Genomic DNA, 19,521 nt, shown 5'->3' on the forward strand with positions numbered 1-19,521 from the left:
CATCCGTACCCCTGATCGCGAGGCAGGCACCATGTCCCAGGGCACAGCCCGAGGAACGGAGAGCGAGAAGTCGCCTCGCGTCGCCGAGAAGGTGCGACGGCTCGTCTCCCTACGTCGTCCGTACGGCCGGGTCCGGCGGACTTGGGGGTGCACGTACAGGTGCGAGCGACAGCGGGATCGATCGCCGAGGCGAGCAGCGCACGGCAATCCAACGCCCCCGTGCCCTTGCGCTTCGGAGAAGGGCCGTTCGTGACGCTCGACGCCCCCATGCCCGCCGACCTGCGGCGATGGGTCACCCATCGTCTGCCCGGCCTTGCGAATGCCATGGACGTTCTCGACGTCTCCTGGCCGCGCGGCGACTCCAGGGTCTGGCGCGTGGCGTCCGGCACGGCAGCGGCCTACGTGAAGTTGAGCCCGACGCCGGAGGACTTCGCGCGCGAGGTGCGCGGATACCGACATGCGGCCCACTGTCTCGCCCCCGGGGAGGCCCCTCGTCTCCTTGCCTCGGATCTCGGGCTGCGGGCCGTCATGACCTCGCCGCTGCCGGGCCACGTGGTCCGTGGGTTCCCTCTCACGGCCGATGCCGAATCCCGCGTGCACGAGCTCGCCGGCCGACTGCTCAGGCGGTGGCACGACCACCCCGTCCCGGCCGGCCCCGGAGTACGCGATGACATCATGACGTCGGTCGCCCGGAAGGCGGATGAGGCAACAGCCTGTCTGGCGCGCACCTCCGAGTACCTCACCGAGGCCCAGCGTGAGCTGGTCGAGCGAATGGGCCGAGAGCTGCCTCGGCTGGCCGAGGATCTCCCGCTGGTCTTCCGGCACGGCGACTACTCGACTCGCAACTGGCTCTGGGACCACCGGCGTGGCACCCACAGCCTGATCGACTTCGAGAAGTCCGACCACGGGATCGCCGTCGAGGACTTCGTGTGGCTGTGCTGCGGGGCCTGGCCCACGAACGCGGATCTCAGGCCGGCTTTCCTGGACGGCTACGGACGCGGGTTGTCCGACACCGAGCAGCAGGCCCTGCCCCTTTTCACCGCGCGCCTCGGCGTTTCCTACCTCGACGCGGGGGTCACGAGGCAGGAGCCGACACTCGTCTATCGCGGCCGGACGATCCTCGCGCGCATGGTGCATGCATATGCCTGACCACCCCCACCGTGCCACAGCCCGGCGAGGAGCACGACGCCCGGGAACGGCGTCAGATCTCCGGGAAGTCCGGTGCGATTCCGAGGGTGGGGGCGATCGTTCGCCAGATCGTCGATCTGGCCGTGGCGAGATCGACCCGGGGGTCGTCGAGCATCACACGGATGCCCAGACCGTCGCAGAGTGCCAGGGTCAGGGTGCTGACCGAGGCGACGTCGCAATCCGTGAACTCGCCTGAGGCGATGCCTCGTTCGACCGCGCCGCCGACCCAGGTGTGGAGTTGGTCGTAGAGGTCGACGGCGAGGTGGCGGGCCGTCGTGTCGCGGCCCGCACGCACCCAGAGCTCCTGCCAGAGCTTCCAGTCCTGGCGGAGTACGGCGTCCGTCGGGAGCATGGTGCTCACGATGCGGGCCAGGACGACGGCCGCCGGGACCTCGTCGGCGTCGGCGTCGAGGTCCGTACCGGTCTGGGCGAAGGAGTGCGTCATCGCCTCGGCGAAGAGCTTCTCGCGGGTGTCGAAGTGGTAGTGCAGCAGGGCCTTCGACACGCCGGCGTGCTCGGCGACCTTGCGCATGCTGATGTTCTCGAAGCCGATGTCGGCGATCACCTCGCACGCGGCCGTGAGGATTCGCTCACGCGTCTCGAGTGCGCGCTCGGCCTTGGTCACGTTGGCTACTCCCCGTGTCGGTACTTGTGGAGCGGGTGGGCGGGCCCGGCCGGCCGGGCCCGCCGGACCATCATCCCTGCTCGTCGCCCGTTCGAGCCGGGTAGGTGTGGAACCCCCGACCCGTCTTGCGGCCGAGCATGCCCGCGTCCACCATCCGGGCCAGCAGCGGAGGCGGGGCGTACAGCGGCTCCCGGTACTCCGCGTACATCGACCGCGCGATGGCCTGGACGGTGTCCAGGCCGATCAGATCGGCCAGTGCGAGCGGTCCCAGCGGGTGGGCGCAGCCCAGGGTCATCCCCAGGTCGATGTCCTCCGCGGACGCCGTACCGGACTCCGCCATCCGCACCGCGGCCAGCAGGTACGGCACGAGGAGCGCGTTCACGACGAACCCGGACCGGTCCTTCGCGCGGATGACCCGTTTACCCAGGGCCTCGGAGGCGAAGGCCTCCGCGCGCCGTACGGTCTCCTCCCCGGTGAGCAGGGACGGTACGAGCTCGACCAGGGGTAGCACCGGTACGGGGTTGAAGAAGTGCAGTCCGATGACCTGAGCCGGCCGCGAGGTGACGGCGGCCAGCCGGATGACCGGGATGGAGGAGGTGTTCGTCGCCAGCACGGCGTCCCGGCGTTCCACCGTCGCGTCGAGCCGGGCGAAGACCTCCAGCTTCGCCCGCTCGTCCTCGGCCACCGCCTCGACGACGAGGTCCCGGTCCGCCATCCGGTCCCAGTCCGTGGTCAGCGTGATCCGGCCGGTCGCGGCGTCCCGTTCGGCCGCCGTCAGCTTCCCGGCGGCCGTGGCCCGCGCCAGGGAGCGGGTGATGCGGCGCAGGCCGGCCTCCGCGGCCGGTCCGTCCGACTCCATCACCACGACGTCCCTGCCGGCCTTGGCGCAGACCTCGGCGATGCCGGAGCCCATCAGGCCGCATCCCACGATCCCGACCCGTTCGACGTCGGTCATCGGTTGGCCGTCTCCCGCGCGGCCGGCATCTGCAGAACTCCCGTGCCCCGCTTGACCAGTTCGCCCGCGACGATCAGACGCTGGATCTCGGAGGTGCCTTCCCAGATGCGGTCGACGCGCAGTTCGCGGTAGAGGCGCTCGACGGGGTACGAGCGGTCGTAGCCGCGGCCGCCGAAGATCTGCAGACACCGGTCGATGACACGGCCGGACGCCTCGCTCGCCGACAGCTTGGCGATGGCCGCCTTGGCGTGCAGCGTCTTGCGGTCGATCCGGCCCTCGTCGACCTCCCAGGCGACCTGGTGGGTGTAGGCACGATTGACTGCGATGTCGACGGCACAGTCGGCGAGCATCCCCTGGATCAACTGGAAGTCGGCGATGGGGGAACCGAACTGCCGGCGCTCGACCGCCCAGTCGCGAGCCAGCTCCAAGGCCCGCTCGGCCGCCCCGATCGTCCGGGCGGCGATCATGAGCCGCTCCTCGGAGAACCAGGAGCGGGTGATGTCGTAACCGTTGCCCACCTCCCCGAGCACGGCGTCGTCGGGGACGTGCACATCGGTGAAGGTGAACTCGGGGTGCTCGTAGACGAATGTGTGCATCCAGCGGGGCACACGGGTCATCTCGACGCCGGGTGTGTCCTTGTCGACGAGGAAGAGCGTCGGGGCCCGCTCCTCCCCCGCCACGGCGAGCACGATCATGAAGTCGGCGTGGTCGCCGACGGTGACGAACCACTTCTCGCCGTTGAGCACCCAGCCGCCCGTGGTCCGCGTCGCCGTGGTCCGCAGGCTCTGCGGGTCGGAGCCGGCCTCCCGCTCGCTCACGGCGTAGCAGTCGCGGCGCTGCCCCCGGATCACGGGCACGAGGTACCGCTCGCGCTGCTCGGGCGTGCAGAAGGAGAGGGCGTTGGCCGGGCGCCACACCATGTCCCACAGGGCGCCGGTGAGCCGGCCCAGCTCCTCCTGCACCGTGACCTGCTCCAGGATGGTGAGGCCCGCGCCGCCCCACTCCGCCGGCATGTTCACCGCCTGCAGACCGCTGTCGAGGACGGCGTCGCGGATCTCGGTGTGGGCCTGCGGGGGCAGACCGTTGTTCTCCTCGCAGTCGAGCTCGTACTTCGTGATGAAGTCGGTCAGGGCGCGCGCCGCGCCCTTGAGCTCTTCCTGGCGGGCGGTGAGACGGAAGTCCATGGGGTGAGTCCTCTGGGTCGGGGAGCAGAAGTCGCGGACGGGAAGTCGCGGACGGGAGGTCGCAGACAGGCAGTCGTGGTGGGGGCGTCGTCGTGGGGACGTGGGGACGTCGCGGACGGGCAGTCAGGAGCTGGGCAGCGCGAGTGCCCGGGTGCCGCGCTTGATCAGCTCGTTGGCGATGATCAAGCGCTGGATCTCGGAGGTGCCCTCCCAGATGCGGTCGACGCGCAGTTCGCGGTACATCCGCTCGACCGGGTACGAGCGGTCGTAGCCGCGGCCGCCGAAGATCTGCACGCACCGGTCGACGACCCGCCCGGCGGCCTCGCTCGCCGCGAGCTTCGCCGTCGAGGCCTTGGCGTGCAGGGTCTTGCGGTCGGTGAGCGGCTGATCGGCCTCCCAGGCGACCTGGTGGGTGTAGGCGCGGTTGACGGCGATGTCGACGGCGCAGTCGGCGAGCATCCCCTGGATCAGCTGGAAGTCGGCGATGGGGGAACCGAACTGGCGGCGTTCCACCGCCCAGTCGCGGGCCAGCTCCAGGGCCCGCTCGGCCGCCCCCACGGTCCGGGCGGCGATCATCAGCCGCTCGTCGGTGAACCACTCCTTCGTCAGCTCGTAGCCGTTCCCGACCCCGCCGAGCACGTCCTCGTCGGGGACGAACACGTCGGTGAAGGTGAACTCGGGATGCCCGTTGACCGCGGAGTGCATGAAGCGCGGGACCCGGGTCATCTCCACGCCCGGCGCCTGCTTGTCGACGAAGAACAGCGTCGCGGCCCGCTCCGGACCCGCGTCGGCCTGCACCAACAGGAAGTCGGCGATGTCCCCGCAGGTCACGAACCACTTCTCGCCGTTCAGCAGCCAGCCGCCGTCGGTACGAGTCGCGGTGCTGGTGCCCGAGCCGGGGTCGGAACCCGCTCCGGGCTCGGTCACCGCGAAGGCGTCGAAGCGCTCGCCCCGGATCACGGGCAGCAGGTACTTCTCACGCTGCTCCTCGGTGCCGTACGCGAGGACGTTCGCGGGCCGCCAGGGAATGTCCCAGAGGCAGTTGGTGACCTTGCCGAACTCCTCCTCGACGATCACCTGGTCGAGGAGGGAGAGGCCGGCCCCGCCCCATTCGGCGGGCATGTTGATGGCGTAGACGCCCGCGTCGACGGCGGCGCGCGTCAGTTCGCGGACGGTGTCGGAGGGCAGCGGGCCGCCGGCCTCCTCGGACTGGTCCTCGTACGTCATCAGCAGCCGGGTGTAGGCGGCGGCCCGGGCCTTGAGGTCGGCCTGCTCGGGTGTGTAGCGGAAGTCCATCGTGTCCTCCAGGGCAGAGGTGGTGGGGATGAGAATGGGCGAGGCGGGGCGGGCGGCCTGGGACGGCCTGTGTGTCCGGGGACGGGGACGGGAAGGCCCGTCCCCGTCCGGGGATGGGGATGGGGCGGTGCGGCTGTACCGGGTAGCGGTGCGGCTGTACCGGGTAGCGGTGCGGCTGTACCGGGTAGCGGTGCGGCTGTACCGGGCGGTCAGCCCAGGACGGCCCGGGCGTCCAATGCCAGGGCGCCTTCCGGGCGTACGAGCAGGGGGTTGACCTCCAGCTCGGCGATCTCCGGGTGGGCGGCGGCGACGGCGGTGATGCGTTCGATCACGGCGGCCGCGGCGGCCACGTCGACGGCCGGCCGGCCCCGTACTCCCGCAAGGAGCGCGGCCGTCCGCAGGCCGTGGAGCAGGTCCTCGGCGCGCGAGGCCGGGACGGGCGCGAGCGAGAAGGCGACGTCGCGCAGGGTCTCGGTGAGGACCCCGCCGAGCCCGACCATGGCCACCGGACCGAACCGCGGGTCGCGGTTCACGCCCACGATCAGCTCGACGCCGTCCGAGAGGTCGGCCATCGCCTCGACCGAGTACGAGGGGGCGCCGAGTCGGGCATGCATGTCCCGGTACGCGGCGAGGAGAGCGCCGCGGTCGGCCAGGCGCAGCGCCACTCCGCCCGCGTCGGACTTGTGCAGCACGTGGAGGGCCTTCAGGACGTACGGGCCCTCGAACTCCCCCGCCGCGGCCAGCAGTCCGGCCTCGTCGGTGATCTCGCGGGCGGGCGGGAAGGGCACCCCGGCTTCTTCGAGCAGGGCCCGGATCCCGTGGTAGCCGGGGTCCCTCAGCGGCGGCCGAGCGACGGGGAGCGGGGCGATCCCGGGCGACGCGACGCACGGGGATCCGGACGACGGCCGTGCCGACGGCTCGGAGGGCGACCCGGAGGGCACCCCGGATGCCGGTCCAGACAACGGATGCGCCGACGGCCCGGCGGGCGACCCGGATTCCGATCCCGACAACAGATGTGCCGAGGGCTCGGAGGGCGACTCGACGGGAGTCCCCGACGGCGCCCCGGGCGACGAACAGGCCGCCGCCCGGCCGGTCATCGCCGCCAGGGCGCGGGCCGCGTCCTCCGTGGCGGAGAACACCGGCACACCACCCTCGACCAGCACCCTGCAGCTCGGCGACTGCGGGTACATCGACTGCACGACCAGCGGCTTCGACATGAGGGCGAGGTGCGCCACGATCTCCTTCGCCGCGCGCGTCTCGCCCTCCGCCAGGACGGAGCCACCGGCCGGACCGCCGCCCAGGCCGCCGTCGGAGGCGGCGTATCCACCGAAGTACCCCGTCATCAGGACGGCGTCGACTTCCTCCGCCGCGAGCAGTTCCGCGACGGTGTCGGCGTACGAGAGAGGGCGCTGCTCCCCCATCCCCGCCAGGTCGACCGGGTTGCCGACCGCGGACTGCTCCCAGAGCACCGTCCGCAGCCGGTCCTGCGTGGGTGCGCCGAGCTCCGGCACGTCGAGGCCGGCGTCCTCGGCGGCGTCGGCCGCGATGGCGCCGTGGCCGCCCCCGTCGGTGAAGACCGCGGTCCGCCGTCCGCTCGTATGCACCCCGCCGCTGAGTGCGGCCAGCACGATGGTCATCTCCCGTGGCGTACGGACGAGTTCGACGCCCGCGTCGCGGCAGGCGGCGGCGACCACGTCGGCCGAGGTGGTGAGCGCTCCGGTGTGCGACTGGGCGCTGCGGGCCGAGGCGCTGCCCCGGCCGGCAGTCAGCAGGACCACCGGCTTGCCTGCCTCGGCCGCGGCGCGCGCGAAGGCCCTGCCGTCGCCGAAGTCCTCCGCGTACACGGCGATCACCGACGTGGCCTCGTGGCGGGCGCAGTCCTCGACGAGGTCGACGAGGGTGACGTCGGCCTGGTTGCCGAGGGAGACGAAGCGGGAGAAGCCGAGGCCGTGCGGTGCGCCGCGGAGCTGGAGTTCGAGGGCGAGGTTGCCGCTCTGGCTCAGCAGAGCGACTCCGCCGGGCGCGAACCGGTCCGAGGCGAGGTACAGCTCGGTGGTGTTGTCGGCGATGCCGAGGCAGTTGGGGCCGACGAGGACGGCGCCGGCGTCCCGGACGCGTGCGGCGACCGCCCGCTGCCGGGCCAGTCCGGCGGGGCCGGCCTCCGCGAAACCGGCCGTGATCCCGACGATCGCCTTCGCCCCGCAGGCCAGTGCGTCGTCGACGGCGGCCTCGAAACCTGCGCCGGGGACGGAGATCACCACGAGCTCGACGGGTTCGCCGATCTCCGCGAGGGAGGTGGCCGCCGTCCGGCCGAGGACGATGCCGCCGCGCCGGTTGACGAGGTGCACGGGGCGCCGGTCGGGGGCGCGCAGCGCCTGGGAGGCCACGGCGTGGCCGTACTTGGCCGGGTCGTCGCTGGCGCCGACGACGGCGACGGAGCCGGGGTCGAAGAGCGAAGTCAGGTCGCGTCCCATGTCAACGCTCCAGTCGGAGGGCGGAGTTGGGGCAGCTGGCGACGCAGGCGCGCGCCTCGTCCTCGGCGGCGGGCGGGACGGAGACGGCGATGACGTCGGCGTACCCCCATTCGTCGAGTTCGACGAGCTCGGGTGCGTGCTCCTGGCACAGTCCGTAGCCCTGGCAGAGGGTGGAGTCCAACAGGAGTTTCACGGCGTTCCTTTCAGCGCGGGCAGCGGAGAACGGGCGGTCGGGGTGGCTGTTGCCTCGGCCGGGGCGGTGGCCGAGACGGCGACGTCCATGACCTCGGGTACGGCCACGGTCAGTCGTCCGGGAGCGCCCGCCTGGGGGCGTGCGGCGCAGGCGGCGCACGGCAGGTCGAGGTGGTGCGGGACGAGGTCGGGGAAGGCGCGCAGGAGGCTGGCCGCGGTGTACGCGGCGGCGTCGAGCAGGCCGCACGCGCCGCGCCCCGGCAGGCCCTGCGACCAGCGGTGCAGCCGGGCGGCGGTGTCGGGCCCGGCCGAGCCTGCGGCGAGGGCGTCCAGCGCGTCGCGGATCGCCCCCGTACCGGAGACGCAGACTCCGCACTGGCGCGCGCTCTCGGCCGCGAGGTGGCCGACGGCGTCGGCGGCGACGGACACCGGGCAGGTGCCGGCGGCGAGGAAGCGCATCGCTCCGCAGCCGAGGGCGGTGCCGGCCGCGGCGAGGGCGTCGGGTTCGAGGGGGAGGTCCAGGGCGCGGGCATCGACGAGTCCGCCGAACAGTCCGCCCATGAGCGCGCCGGCCGCGTCCGGCGTGCCCTGGAGAGCCGCGAGGGTGCGCAGCGGGACGCCGTACGGGACTTCGGTGAGCACCGCGCCCGTGGTCCCGCCGGACAGCGTGACCAGGGTGGTGTCGGCGATCCGCTCACGCAGCCCGGGACGTGCCGCCGTCAGGGCGATCCGGGCGAGCGTTTCGACGTTGGCGACCAGGGTCGGCGCGCCACCGACGCCCTTCTCGAAGGGGCGGGGTGGTTTGGCGGTGGGCAGGGCCGGGCCGCCGTCGATCCTGCGTACGACCGCGGACTCCTCGCCGGCGACGTAGGTGTGGGCGGTCTCCACGACCTCGACGGGCAGGGGTGAAGGATGCTCGGCGAGGGCCCGGCGGACGCGGGCGCCCGCCTCCGGGTCCGAGAGGTAGACGTAGCCGCGTACGGCACCGGTCATCGCGGCCGCGTGGACGAGGCCGTCGAGGACGAGGTGGGGACGGGCCCGCAGCAGCCAGCGGTCCTTGACCGAGCCGGGCTCCCCCTCCTCGCCGTTGGCCACGACGACCGGGGCGCCGCCGCGCTCGCGTACGGCGCGCAGCTTCACGGCGGCCGGGAAACCGGCCCCGCCGCGGCCCCGGAGTCCGGACGCCTCCAGGTGACGCAGCAACTCGTCCGGGCCGGCGGCGTCGGCGTACCCGCCGGTCGCACGGTAGGCCGCGGCGCTCTCGGTGACGTCCGGGGCCGCTCCGAGTACGGATCCCGGGGACTGCGCCGTCGGGTGGCGGATCGTGGTCATCGGCTCTCTCCAGTGCGGGGGTGCTGGGTGCGCAGGGTCCGTACCGCCCTTTCGAGCGCGGCGCGGTCCCCGGAGGTGCGGCCGTATCCCGCGCCCGGGAGGCCGATGAGCATGCGGTGGTGGTCGAGGACCACCTCGGCGGCCAGCAGGGCGGCCGCGTGGTCGTCGGGCGGGGGTGGCGGGGTGTTCTCGACGTGGTGAGGGTCGGGGGCGCGGTTGGGCGCTCGGCGCCGGCCTTGGCCCTGGCTTTGGCCCTGGCTTTGGCCGTCGCCCTGGCTGTCTCGGCAGCCTTGGCCATCGCCGCCGTATTGGCCTTGGCCCTGGCCATCGCCTGGCCGGCTGCCTGCGGATTGACTGTCGCCGATGCCCTGGCCATCAAGGCGGCCTTGGCCGCCGCGTTCGCTCTGCACGTCGTCGGCCCCCGCCGTCCGAGCCGCCACGGATGTGACCAGGGCGGTGACCTCGGCGAGGTAGCGCAGCCAGCTGTGCCGGCTGCCCCGCAGGACCAGGCGTTCCACGCGGCGCCGCTCGGCGGCCGCGAGTTCCGCCCGGACGGCGGCCGGGTTGTACGCGGCGCCCGGCGCCGCCCCCGAGGCGGCGCGCAGCGCGGCGACCGCCGCGGGCAGTTCCCGCTCCGGTTCGGGGGTGAGCCCGAGCCAGTCCAGACGCCGACGAGCGCTCATGGGTGCCTCCGCGAGTGGTGGGGTGCCGTGACCGACCGGACGGGTGGGCCGAGGGAGCCGAGGGCGGGGTACAGGGCCCGGAGCTCGTCGGCGGTGCGCCGAGGGGCGTGCGGCAGAGGAGGGAGGAAGAGGTGCGCGGGCCCCTGGCGGGTGCCGGGGCGCGCCGGGCTGCGTCCGGTCCGACGAGCAGATGCGCAGGTCAGAGGCGGATGGACGCCGGAGCAGCGACGTGGAACAGATTCACTGACCGATCGGTCAGCCAGGAACAACGCTAGCTGACCGATCGGTCAGCGTACAAGTCTTGACCCGACGGAATTCAGCCAGCACTCTGGCTGTCCAATCGGTCAGTCTGGTCCCGGCGCCCGCCCCGACCGCCTGCCCTCAGCTGGGTCGTCTCGACATCGATGCCCGACACCGATCGCCGCACGGCCGGCACGGAGGAGTCACACGATGCAATCCAGAGCCCCCGAAACTCCGCTCGCCCCGCCCGGCCGGAGCCCGTCCGGCCAGGACGCTCCGGCCCAGGAAACCCCCACGCAAGAAGCCCCCGCCGAGAGCACCACCACCCCGGTCGGCACCGCCAAGGAAGCCCCCACCCTGGCCTCCCCCGCCCAGAGCGCTCCAGGCCCGACCGCTCCGAGCCGAAAAGCTCCGAGCCGGAACAACTCCGACCAGGACGTCCCCGGTCCCGCACTCTCGGCCCGCTACTACACCGACCCCGACACCACCGCCGCGGAGATGCGGCATGTCTTCGCCAAGTCCTGGCAGGTCGTCTGTCACGAGTCCGACCTGCCGAACCCCGGAGCCCGGCTCGCAGCCAAGGTCGCGGACCGGGAGGTCCTGGTCGTCCGCACCGAGGACGGCGGTCTGGCCGCCCACCTCAACGTGTGCCGCCACCGCGGAACGCGCCTGGTCACCGACCCCGAACCGGCCGGAAAGGCGATCCGCTGCCCGTACCACGGCTGGACGTACCGACTCGACGGAAGCCTCGTCGGAGCCCCGGAGGCGCGCCAGATCCCCTGCCTCGACAAGCCCCGTCTCGGTCTGTTCCCGGCCCGCGTCGAGTCGTTCCTCGGCTTCGTCTTCGTCAATCTCGATCTCGACGCCGTACCGCTGGCCGAGCAGTGCGCGGGACTCGCCGAGGCCGTCGGTCACTACGCAGGAGCCGACCTGGTACCGATCGGCAGCGACCGGATCCACGACCTGGCCGGCGCCGAAGTGCAGGAAGCCAACTGGAAGGTGGCGGTCGACAACTACCTGGAGGGGTACCACGTCCCGGTGGCCCATCCGGGCCTGATGCGGCTGCTCGACTACCAGGGCTACACCTGCGAGATCGAGGAGTCCTACGTACTCTTCACCTCGCCCCTGCGGGACAAGCCGTCCTCGAACTGGGCCGAACGCCTCTACCAGCGCATCGCCGCACCCATGCCCGGCCTGGCCGAGGCCGACCGGCGGGTCTGGCGGTACGCGGTGATCTACCCCAACACCCTCATCGACTTCTACCCCGACCACGTCCTCGCCTGGACCGCGATCCCGACGGCGACGGAGCGCGTCGCCGTACCCGGCGGGTTCTACACCCGCCGCGGGACGAGCCTGCGCACCAGGCTCGCCCGGCGCCTCAACATCCACATCGGCTGGATCACCAACGACGAGGACGCCGAGCTGGTCGCCCGCGTCCAACGAGGTCTCTCCACCCCCGGGTTCGAGCCCGGTCCCCTGTCGCGCCGCGAGTCGGCGGTGGGTTGGTTCGCCGAACGCATCCGGGCGGATCTCGATACCGCCGACGGGTGAGCCGCCGCGGCTAGTGGCGCCGCTCCCGGCCGCCGCCCGCGACTCGTGCCGTACGGCCCCGATCCGTACCCCACACGCACCGCGCGACCACGACCCGATCGGCACGGCACCATCGCGGCCCACGAAGGGCGCGAACGGCTGCCCACTCCACCCGCCTTCGGAGCCTGGGCACCACGCACTTCGCCCCCACAGCGCCGCCGCACGCACCGCGTCCTCGCGCACCGCGCCCCGACGCCCCGTTCGTTCCTCCGCCGTCCCCCTGCGGCCCTACGGAGAGGACCCAGATGTCCCCCGAGGCACGTTCCCTGTCCCGACGTTCACTGCTCCGCGCCGGCAGCGCCGCGGCCCTCGGCCTCACGGCGGCCGGCTGTGGATTCGCATCCGCCGGCGACCCGGCCGCAAAGGCGGCCGAGGACAAGCCGATCGACGTCAAGATCGACGGCGACCTGGTCTATTTCAACTGGGCCGACTTCGTCGACCCCGCCGTCTTCGCGGGCTTCGAGAAGGAGTACGGCGTCAAGGTCGTCCAGTCGAACTTCGACTCCATGGAAGGCATGGTCGCCAAGCTCAACGCCGGTAACCGCTACGACATCGTCTTCCCCACCGCGAAGTGGGCGGAGCGCCTCACCCAGGGAGGCAGACTCCGCCGGATCGACCACACCCGGCTGACGAACGCCGAGTCGGTCTTCGGCACCTACGACTACTTCGCCAACCCCTGGTACGACCCGCTGTCCGAGCACACGGTCCCCTTCACCATGTACAAGACCGGCATCGGCTGGCGCAGGGACCGGCTCGGCGATCTGACGGGCTCCTGGGACGACTTGTGGAACGAGAAGGCCAAGGGCAAGGTCTTCGTCCTCGACGACCGCGACGAGGTGCTCGGCATCGGCGCGCTCAAGCACCACCTCCGTCTCACCACCGACCGCCCCGACGACCTCGAACTCGTCACCGACACCCTCCGCTCGCTCCGCCCACGGCTGCGCGGCTTCTCGAGCGACAGCTACAACAACCTCCTCAACGGCAACGCCGACATGACCCAGGCGTGGAGCGGGGACATGGCCGCCATGCTCGCCCAGGCCAAGGACCCCTCCGTCTTCGGCTTCCAGGTCGCCCAGGAGGGCGCTCCCGTCAACTCCGACTGCTACGCCATCCCCGCCGACGCGCCACACCCCGGCACGGCGATGCTCTTCATCGACTACATGCTCCGTCCGGAGAACGTGAAGAAGAACATCGAGTACATCGGCTACCCGATGCCGGTCCGCGGCAGTGAGGACACGTACGCCGCGCTCGTGGAGCCCTTCCCCCAGTGTCAGGTGACCACGTCCGACCTGAAGGACGACCTGTTCTACCGCAACGGCACCGCGCAGGGCGAGAAGGCCCGCGACGCCGCCTGGACCGATGTGAAGGCCGGCTGACATGGAACCACGCAATCGACGGCGGCGGCCGGACCGGCTGTGGACCTGGCTGATGCTCCCCGGCACCTTGTGGATGACCGCCTTCCTCGTCGCCTCGCTGATCCTGGTGGCGACCCTCGCGTTCGGCACCACCGACCCGCTCGGGAACCCGCGGTTCGGGCTCGACTTCGACAACATCGCCGCGTTGGCCGACCCGGCGTACCGCACCGTCCTGCTGCGCTCCCTCGGCTATGCGCTGATCACCTGCGTCATCTGCCTGGCCGTGGCCTACCCGGTCGCGTACGCCATCGCGATGAGCGGCGGACGCTTCAAGAACCTCCTGATCGCCGCGATCGTCGTGCCCTTCTTCGCCAACTACCTGGTACGGATGTACGGCTGGTCCGTCGTCCTCTCCGACGACGGACCGCTGCTGACGGCCCTGCGCGCGATCGGTGTCGCCGACGACGGCACCAGGATCCTGCAGACCGGCGTCGGCGTCGTCGCCGGACTCGTCTACGGCTTCGTCGTCTTCATGATCATCCCGCTTTACGCGGCCATGGAACGCATGGACACCTCGCTCATCGAGGCCGGACGCGACCTGTACGGAGGTCCCCTGCGGACCTTCCTCTTCGTCACCGTCCCCGCCACCCGGCAGGGCGCGGCCGCCGGCTGCGTCCTCGTCTTCCTGCCCGCCATGGGTGACTTCGTCAGCGCCCAACTCATGGGAGGCCCCGACCAGATCATGATCGGCAACCTGATCCAGGACAAGTTCTTCCAGGGCCAGAACTGGCCGCTCGGCTCGGCCCTGACCATGCTGCTGATGACGGTCCTGTTCCTCGGGATGCTCGGCTATCTGCGACGTACCCGCAAGGACGAGGCGGAGGCGGCCCGATGACCCGACCGGTTCCTCCACCACAGTCCACGGGCTCGGCGAACGCTCGGACCGTGCCGCAGACCGACACGCAGCCCGACCCGCAGTCGGCCCCGCAGGCAGCCTCCCAGCCGGACCACGCTACGGCCGGGCCCCCGGCCGACCCGCCATCCGGCTCCCAGAGCAACCAGCCCGCCGAGCCCCCGACATCCCTCCAGGGCACGCCCGCAAGCGCCCCTCCCGCCGCCCGACGCACGTCCGTGGCGCGCCGCGGAGCCGAAGGCCGGCCCCGCTTCGCCATCGCGGTCACCGCCGTCTTCTTCGCCCTGCTCTACCTCCCCGTCGGCGTCGTCGTCCTCTTCTCCTTCAACTCGCAGAAGTCGCTCACCGTCTTCGAAGACGTCAGTCTGCGCTGGTACGGGGCGTTCCTCCGCGACGACGTGCTCCTCGACTCGCTCGGCATGAGCCTGCGCGTCTCCCTCGTCGCCATGGCCGGCTCGCTGATCCTCGGCGTCGCCCTGGCGCTCGGCCTGGTCCGCAGCCGCGGCCGGCTCGGCTCCTTCGCCGGTCTGGTCATGCTCGTCCCGCTGATCACCCCGGAGATCGTCACCGGCGTCGCCGCGATGCTCCTGTTCAAGGGTCTGGGCATCACCCTGTCCACCACGACCGTGATGCTCGCCGAGATCACGTTCTCCATCTCCTACGTGACGGTGATCCTGCGCTCGCGCATCGCCGCCCTCAACCCGGAGATCGAGGAGGCCGCGATGGACCTCGGCGCCACCCGCCGACAGGCACTGCGCCTCGTCACCCTGCCCGCGCTGCTTCCCAGCATCCTCGCCTCGGCGGTCCTGATCTTCGCCCTCGTCTTCGACGACTTCGTCCTCGCCTACTTCACCACCGGCGTCGACCCGCAGCCCCTGTCGGTCCGCATCTACTCGGCGATCAGGTTCGGCGTCCAGCCCACCATCAACGCCGTCGGCACCCTCATGCTGGCCGGCTCCATCGGACTCATCGTCCTCGCGCTCGCCATCCCGCGCCTGTTCGGCCGGCGCGGCGGCCTCGACCTTCTCTCCGGGAAGTGACCTCCATGCACCCGCACCCCGCCGTCCGGCTCGACCGGGTCAGCAAGCAGTACGCCGGCGCGCCCGCCGCCCGGGCCTCCTCCCCTCACGCCTATGCCGTCCGCGACATCAGCCTCGACATCGCCACGGGTGAGTTCTTCTCCCTCCTCGGCCCCTCCGGCTGCGGCAAGACCACTCTCCTCCGCATGATCGGCGGCTTCGCCGACCCCACCGAAGGCAGCGTCCTGCTCGACGGCGAGGACGTGACCGGCCTCCCGCCCAACAAGCGCAACGTCAACACCGTCTTCCAGAGCTACGCGCTCTTCGACCACCTCTCGCTTGCGGACAACGTGGCCTTCGGCCTCAAGCGCAAGGGCGTCCCGCGCGCCGAGATCCGCCGACGGGTCGCCGACATGCTCGACCTCGTCCAGCTCGGCGGTCTCGCCGACCGCAAGCCGCCCACGCTCTCCGGCGGCCAGCGGCAGCGCGTCGCGCTCGCCCGCGCCCTGGTCAACCGGCCCCAGGTGCTGCTGCTCGACGAGCCGCTGGCCGCCCTCGACCTGAAGCTCCGTCGCCGGATGCAGGTCGAGCTCAAGCAGATCCAGCGCGAGGTCGGCATCACCTTCCTCTTCGTCACCCACGACCAGGACGAGGCGCTGACCATGTCGGACCGTCTCGCGGTCATGAACGAGGGCCGCATCGAGCAGTGCGGCACACCGGAGGACGTGTACGAGCGGCCCACCAGCAGCTTCACCGCCTCCTTCCTCGGCACCTCCAACCTCGTCCCGGGCACCTACCGCTCCGGCGAGGTCGTGCTCGACCAGGGCCCCGCCCTGCCCGTCGGCGCCCGTTCCGGGGTCGTCGAGGGCAGCAGGGTCAGCCTCTCCATCCGCCCCGAGAAGATCTGGCTCTCCGACTTCGAAGCCGGCATGGCCCAGGTCACCGGCGTCGTACGGGAGACCGTCTACTCCGGACCGACCACCACGTATCTGATCGAACTGGCCCCCGGTATCACCGTGCACGTACTGGAGCAGAACACCTTCCGTTCCCGTATGGAGGACCGCTGGAGCGGCGGTGAGCAGGTCGAGATCGGCTGGAAGCCCGAACACTGCCTCGTCCTCGACTGAACCGCCCGCCCCGGCACCGATCGGAGAACATCCATGAACCACGACGTCATCGTGCTCGGCGCAGGGCTCGCCGGCCTCGTCGCCGCGCGCGACCTGGCCGCGGGCGGAGCCGACGTCCTCGTCGTCGAGGCCCGTGACCGCGTCGGCGGACGCGTCGAACAGGCCGCCCTCCCCGACGGCCGTCTCGTCCAGCTCGGCGGCGAGGTGGTCGGCCGGGCGCACACCGCGTACACCGCCCTCGCCGAGGAGTTGGGCCTCACCCTCGTCCCCAGCTACGTCGCCGAACCCGGCGACCTCGTGCGCGCCACCGCGGAAGGGATCTCCGCCGGGGATCCGCCCCACTGGTTCGGTCCCGGCGACGACGCCTGCCACGCCGAGATCACCGCCGCCTTCTCCGCACTCGCGGGCGGCGTCGACCCCGACGACCCGTGGGCCCACCCCGACGCCACCGCCCTCGACCGGCTGTCCGTCGGCGACTGGCTGCGCGCTCAGGGCGCGACCCCGGCGGTCGTGCGTCTCTGGGAGATCGGTCAACTCGCCCTCGCCGACGGCTCGTACGAACGGACGTCCTTGCTGGCCGCGCTCCGCAAGCACGCGGCCGTTCCCGGTCCCGGACACTACGACTACGAGGCGTGGGAGGGGCTGCGCGTGGCCGAGGGATCGGCGACGGTCGCCCTGCGCATGGCGGCGGAGCTCGACGGCCGGGTACGAACCGGCGCACCCGTCGAGGCTGTGGCGGTCCGCCGGCCCGGCGGCTGCACGGTCCGCCTCGCGGGGGGCGAGACCCTCACGGCGGGCGCCGTCGTCAGCGCCCTCCCCGTCGGCCCGCTCCGCTCGGTCGCCGTCACCGGCGTGACCGACGAGCGCCTGGCTTCGCTCCACCGCCAACGCCACGCCCTCGCCGCCAAGTTCACGGCCGCCTACGACCTTTCCTTCTGGCGCGACCGCGGCCTCAGCGGCCTCTCGGAATGCGAAGGCGTCCTCGGCAGCACCTGGCCGCAGAGCGACGGCATCCTCTCGGCCCTGGTCCCGCCGGAACGCTACGGCGTGCTGCTCGGCATCCCCGGCCCGTTCCGCACGGACGAGCTGCTCGCCGACATCGCCTGTCTCTACGGCGAGGAGGCTCACCGGCCGCTCGCCACGTACCTGCGGCTGTGGGGTACCGACCCGTGGACCCAGGGGTACGTCACCCAGTGGACCCCCGGCGACGTCATGGCCGTCGGGCCCCTGCACGGCACCCACGAACCGCCCTTCTACGTCTGTGGCTCCGACCAGTGGGTGGCCGGCTACATGGAAGGCGCGGTCCGTACCGGTCGCGCCGCCGCCGAGGAGGCGCTGCGCCGTGGCTGACGCTCTGCGGAACCACATCGGGGGCGAGGACCGCCCCTCCGTCTCGGGCGAGACGATGGAGCTGGTGGACCCCTCCACCGGGCGCGTGCACGGCCACGCGCCGCGCTCCGGCCAAGGGGACACGGACGCCGCCTGCGCCGCGGCGGCGGCCGCGTACACGCAGTGGTCCACGACCACTCCGGCCACCCGGCAGCGCGCCCTGCTCGCCGTCGCCGACGCGATCGAGGAACACGCGGACGCCTTGACGGCCGCGGAGACCGCGGACACCGGAAAGCCACCGGAGCAGTTCCGGACCGAGGAGCTGCCCGCGATCGTCGACACCGTCCGCTATTTCGCCGGAGCCGCGCGGAACCTGCCGGGCGCCGCCGCGGCCGAGTACACCGAGGGCCGCACTTCGCTGCTGCGCCGCGAGCCGGTCGGTGTCTGCGCCCAGATCACCCCTTGGAACTACCCGCTGATGATGGCGGCGTGGAAGATCGCCCCCGCCCTCGCCGCCGGCAACACCAGTGTCCTCAAGCCCGCCGACACGACCCCGTCCTCGTCCGTGCTGCTGGCCCGCATCGCCGCCCACCACCTGCCCCCGGGCGTCCTCAACGTGGTCTGCGGCGACCGCGACACCGGCCGGGCCCTCACCGCGCACCGCTCCGTCGCCCTGATCGCGGTCACGGGCAGCGTCCGAGCGGGCCAGGAGATCGCGGCCGCCGCGGCGGCCGGCCTGAAGCGGGTCCATCTGGAGCTCGGCGGCAACGCCCCCGTCATCGTCCACGACGACGTCGACATCGAGTCCACCGCGTCGGCACTCGCCGGGGTAGCCTTCTACAACGCGGGCCAGGACTGCACGGCCCCCACGCGGTTCCTGGTCCAGGAGCGGATCCACGACGCGTTCCTGGCTGCTTTCACGGCGGCGACGCGCGAACTCCGTGTCGGCACGGACCTGGGACCGCTCAACAGCGCGACTCAACTGGCCTCGGTGCAGGCTCTGTTGACCCGACTGCCGGCCCATGCCGACGTCGTCACGGGCGGCGGGCTCGTGCCACGGCCGGGCTTCTTCCACGAGCCGACGGTCGTCGCCGGGGTGCGCCAGGACGACGAGATCGTGCAGGAGGAGATCTTCGGCCCGGTCGTGACCGTCCAGCCCTTCACCGACGAGGCCGAGGCCCTCCACCTGGCCGACGATGTCCGCTTCGGCCTCGCGGCGAGCGTGTGGACCAGGGACCACGACCGCGCGATGCGTGCGACGCGGGCGCTCCACACCGGGATCGTCTGGGTCAACACCCACGGCACGACAGTCTCCGAGATGCCCCACGGCGGAGTCAAACACTCCGGCTACGGCAGTGATCTGTCCCTGTCCGGCCTCCTGGACTACACCCAGGTCAAACACGTGATGCTGTAGTCCGGGCGGGGGCGGCGTCCATCCGCGGTGCGCTGCTCGGGACTTCGTTCACTCGTCACGGTGGTCCGCTGCCCTGCGTCGTACGCGAGCAGTCCCAGGTCGGGCAGCGTGGGCACATGCACCCTCGCCGCACCGCCGCACCGCTCCTCCTGGCCGCGCTCCTGATCACCACCGGATGCGTCTCACTCCCCAACGCCCCGGCCCCCGCGCCACCCGCCCGCCCTGCCGACCTCGCGCCCGCCGCCGTACGCCCTCCGAGCCCGGTGGCGGACTGGCCGGTTCCCCGGCAGGCCGCCCCACGCGAAGCGCTCGAGTCCACCGAACCGGAAAGGAAGCAGAACCGAAGCGCGCCGCCCCGGCGCCCTGTCCATCCCGACCAGCCGCAGCGCGGGCAGGCGACACCCCACCGCAAGCACGCGAAGCCCACCTCCGCGCCGAAGAAGCAGCGCAAGTCGACGCCGAAGCGCACCCCTCAGCAGAATCCGGGAATGCGATCCCTGTGCCGCCAGGCTCACGGTGTCGTCTCACCGGACATCGTCGGCCTCTGCCACGACACGTACGGGCGCTGAGTCTGGAGTGACACTTCTGCTTGCTGTGACTGGGCA

Annotated in this window: 17 protein-coding genes; 9 read left to right on the forward strand and 8 right to left on the reverse strand. The window is 72.0% G+C overall.

Annotated elements, in window-relative coordinates; all coding sequences use genetic code 11:
• The first annotated feature begins 249 nt into the window (after positions 1 to 249).
• The gene (locus tag ACFVZW_RS07355) at positions 250 to 1,149 is read left to right on the forward strand and encodes an aminoglycoside phosphotransferase family protein (protein ID WP_384518009.1); all 900 of its coding nucleotides are present in this window, start codon (positions 250 to 252) and stop codon (positions 1,147 to 1,149) included.
• 52 nt (positions 1,150 to 1,201) lie between these two features.
• Here the strand turns inward: ACFVZW_RS07355 and ACFVZW_RS07360 are convergent, their stop codons facing one another.
• The 8 genes from ACFVZW_RS07360 to ACFVZW_RS07395 all read right to left on the reverse strand — a co-directional run bounded on the left by ACFVZW_RS07360 (position 1,202) and on the right by ACFVZW_RS07395 (position 9,929).
• Positions 1,202 to 1,813, reverse strand: a complete 612-nt coding sequence (locus tag ACFVZW_RS07360) for a TetR/AcrR family transcriptional regulator (protein ID WP_383550781.1) — start codon at positions 1,811 to 1,813, stop codon at positions 1,202 to 1,204.
• Between the two features lie 70 nt (positions 1,814 to 1,883).
• Positions 1,884 to 2,768, reverse strand: coding sequence for a 3-hydroxybutyryl-CoA dehydrogenase (locus ACFVZW_RS07365; RefSeq protein ID WP_384518012.1), 885 nt, complete (start codon positions 2,766 to 2,768; stop codon positions 1,884 to 1,886).
• Entirely contained in the window at positions 2,765 to 3,952 is a 1,188-nt protein-coding gene (locus tag ACFVZW_RS07370) for an acyl-CoA dehydrogenase family protein (protein ID WP_384518014.1), read from the reverse strand. Before ACFVZW_RS07370 ends, ACFVZW_RS07365 begins: the two co-directional genes overlap by 4 nt.
• 123 nt (positions 3,953 to 4,075) lie before the next feature.
• Complete coding sequence (locus ACFVZW_RS07375) at positions 4,076 to 5,248, reverse strand: acyl-CoA dehydrogenase family protein (RefSeq protein ID WP_384518017.1); 1,173 nt, start codon at positions 5,246 to 5,248, stop codon at positions 4,076 to 4,078.
• A gap of 209 nt (positions 5,249 to 5,457) precedes the next feature.
• On the reverse strand, positions 5,458 to 7,722 hold the full coding sequence (locus ACFVZW_RS07380; protein WP_384518020.1) for an acetate--CoA ligase family protein: 2,265 nt from the start codon (positions 7,720 to 7,722) through the stop codon (positions 5,458 to 5,460).
• 1 nt (position 7,723) lies between these two features.
• Positions 7,724 to 7,915: a ferredoxin gene (locus tag ACFVZW_RS07385; protein WP_384518023.1), complete on the reverse strand. Its 192-nt coding sequence runs from the start codon at positions 7,913 to 7,915 to the stop codon at positions 7,724 to 7,726.
• Complete coding sequence (locus ACFVZW_RS07390) at positions 7,912 to 9,246, reverse strand: NADH-ubiquinone oxidoreductase-F iron-sulfur binding region domain-containing protein (RefSeq protein WP_384518026.1); 1,335 nt, start codon at positions 9,244 to 9,246, stop codon at positions 7,912 to 7,914. Before ACFVZW_RS07390 ends, ACFVZW_RS07385 begins: the two co-directional genes overlap by 4 nt.
• Positions 9,243 to 9,929 (reverse strand): hypothetical protein, encoded by a 687-nt coding sequence (locus ACFVZW_RS07395; RefSeq protein ID WP_384518029.1) that lies wholly within the window; start codon positions 9,927 to 9,929, stop codon positions 9,243 to 9,245. The genes ACFVZW_RS07390 and ACFVZW_RS07395 overlap by 4 nt, the downstream gene beginning before the upstream one ends.
• A gap of 450 nt (positions 9,930 to 10,379) precedes the next feature.
• Between ACFVZW_RS07395 and ACFVZW_RS07400 the strand changes: the two genes are divergently transcribed.
• The 8 genes from ACFVZW_RS07400 (at position 10,380) to ACFVZW_RS07435 (ending at position 19,485) form a co-directional block, all read left to right on the forward strand.
• Positions 10,380 to 11,720, forward strand: a complete 1,341-nt coding sequence (locus tag ACFVZW_RS07400) for an SRPBCC family protein (protein WP_384518032.1) — start codon at positions 10,380 to 10,382, stop codon at positions 11,718 to 11,720.
• A 284-nt stretch (positions 11,721 to 12,004) separates the two neighbouring features.
• Complete coding sequence (locus ACFVZW_RS07405; RefSeq protein ID WP_384518035.1) at positions 12,005 to 13,135, forward strand: spermidine/putrescine ABC transporter substrate-binding protein; 1,131 nt, start codon at positions 12,005 to 12,007, stop codon at positions 13,133 to 13,135.
• A 1-nt stretch (position 13,136) separates the two neighbouring features.
• Entirely contained in the window at positions 13,137 to 14,009 is an 873-nt protein-coding gene (locus ACFVZW_RS07410) for an ABC transporter permease (RefSeq protein WP_384518038.1), read from the forward strand.
• 50 nt (positions 14,010 to 14,059) lie between these two features.
• Positions 14,060 to 15,067, forward strand: a complete 1,008-nt coding sequence (locus tag ACFVZW_RS07415) for an ABC transporter permease subunit (RefSeq protein WP_384518041.1) — start codon at positions 14,060 to 14,062, stop codon at positions 15,065 to 15,067.
• Between the two features lie 5 nt (positions 15,068 to 15,072).
• On the forward strand, positions 15,073 to 16,173 hold the full coding sequence (locus ACFVZW_RS07420) for an ABC transporter ATP-binding protein (RefSeq protein WP_384518092.1): 1,101 nt from the start codon (positions 15,073 to 15,075) through the stop codon (positions 16,171 to 16,173).
• Positions 16,174 to 16,206: 33 nt separating this feature from the next.
• The gene (locus tag ACFVZW_RS07425; RefSeq protein WP_384518044.1) at positions 16,207 to 17,523 is read left to right on the forward strand and encodes a flavin monoamine oxidase family protein; all 1,317 of its coding nucleotides are present in this window, start codon (positions 16,207 to 16,209) and stop codon (positions 17,521 to 17,523) included.
• A complete protein-coding gene (locus ACFVZW_RS07430; protein ID WP_384518047.1) occupies positions 17,516 to 18,916 on the forward strand; it encodes an aminobutyraldehyde dehydrogenase in 1,401 nt (466 codons plus the stop codon). The genes ACFVZW_RS07425 and ACFVZW_RS07430 overlap by 8 nt, the downstream gene beginning before the upstream one ends.
• A gap of 116 nt (positions 18,917 to 19,032) precedes the next feature.
• Complete coding sequence (locus ACFVZW_RS07435) at positions 19,033 to 19,485, forward strand: hypothetical protein (RefSeq protein ID WP_384518050.1); 453 nt, start codon at positions 19,033 to 19,035, stop codon at positions 19,483 to 19,485.
• The last annotated feature ends 36 nt before the right edge of the window (positions 19,486 to 19,521 follow it).

This window comes from Streptomyces sp. NPDC059567, assembly GCF_042735655.1.
In the GTDB taxonomy this organism is placed as follows: domain Bacteria; phylum Actinomycetota; class Actinomycetes; order Streptomycetales; family Streptomycetaceae; genus Streptomyces.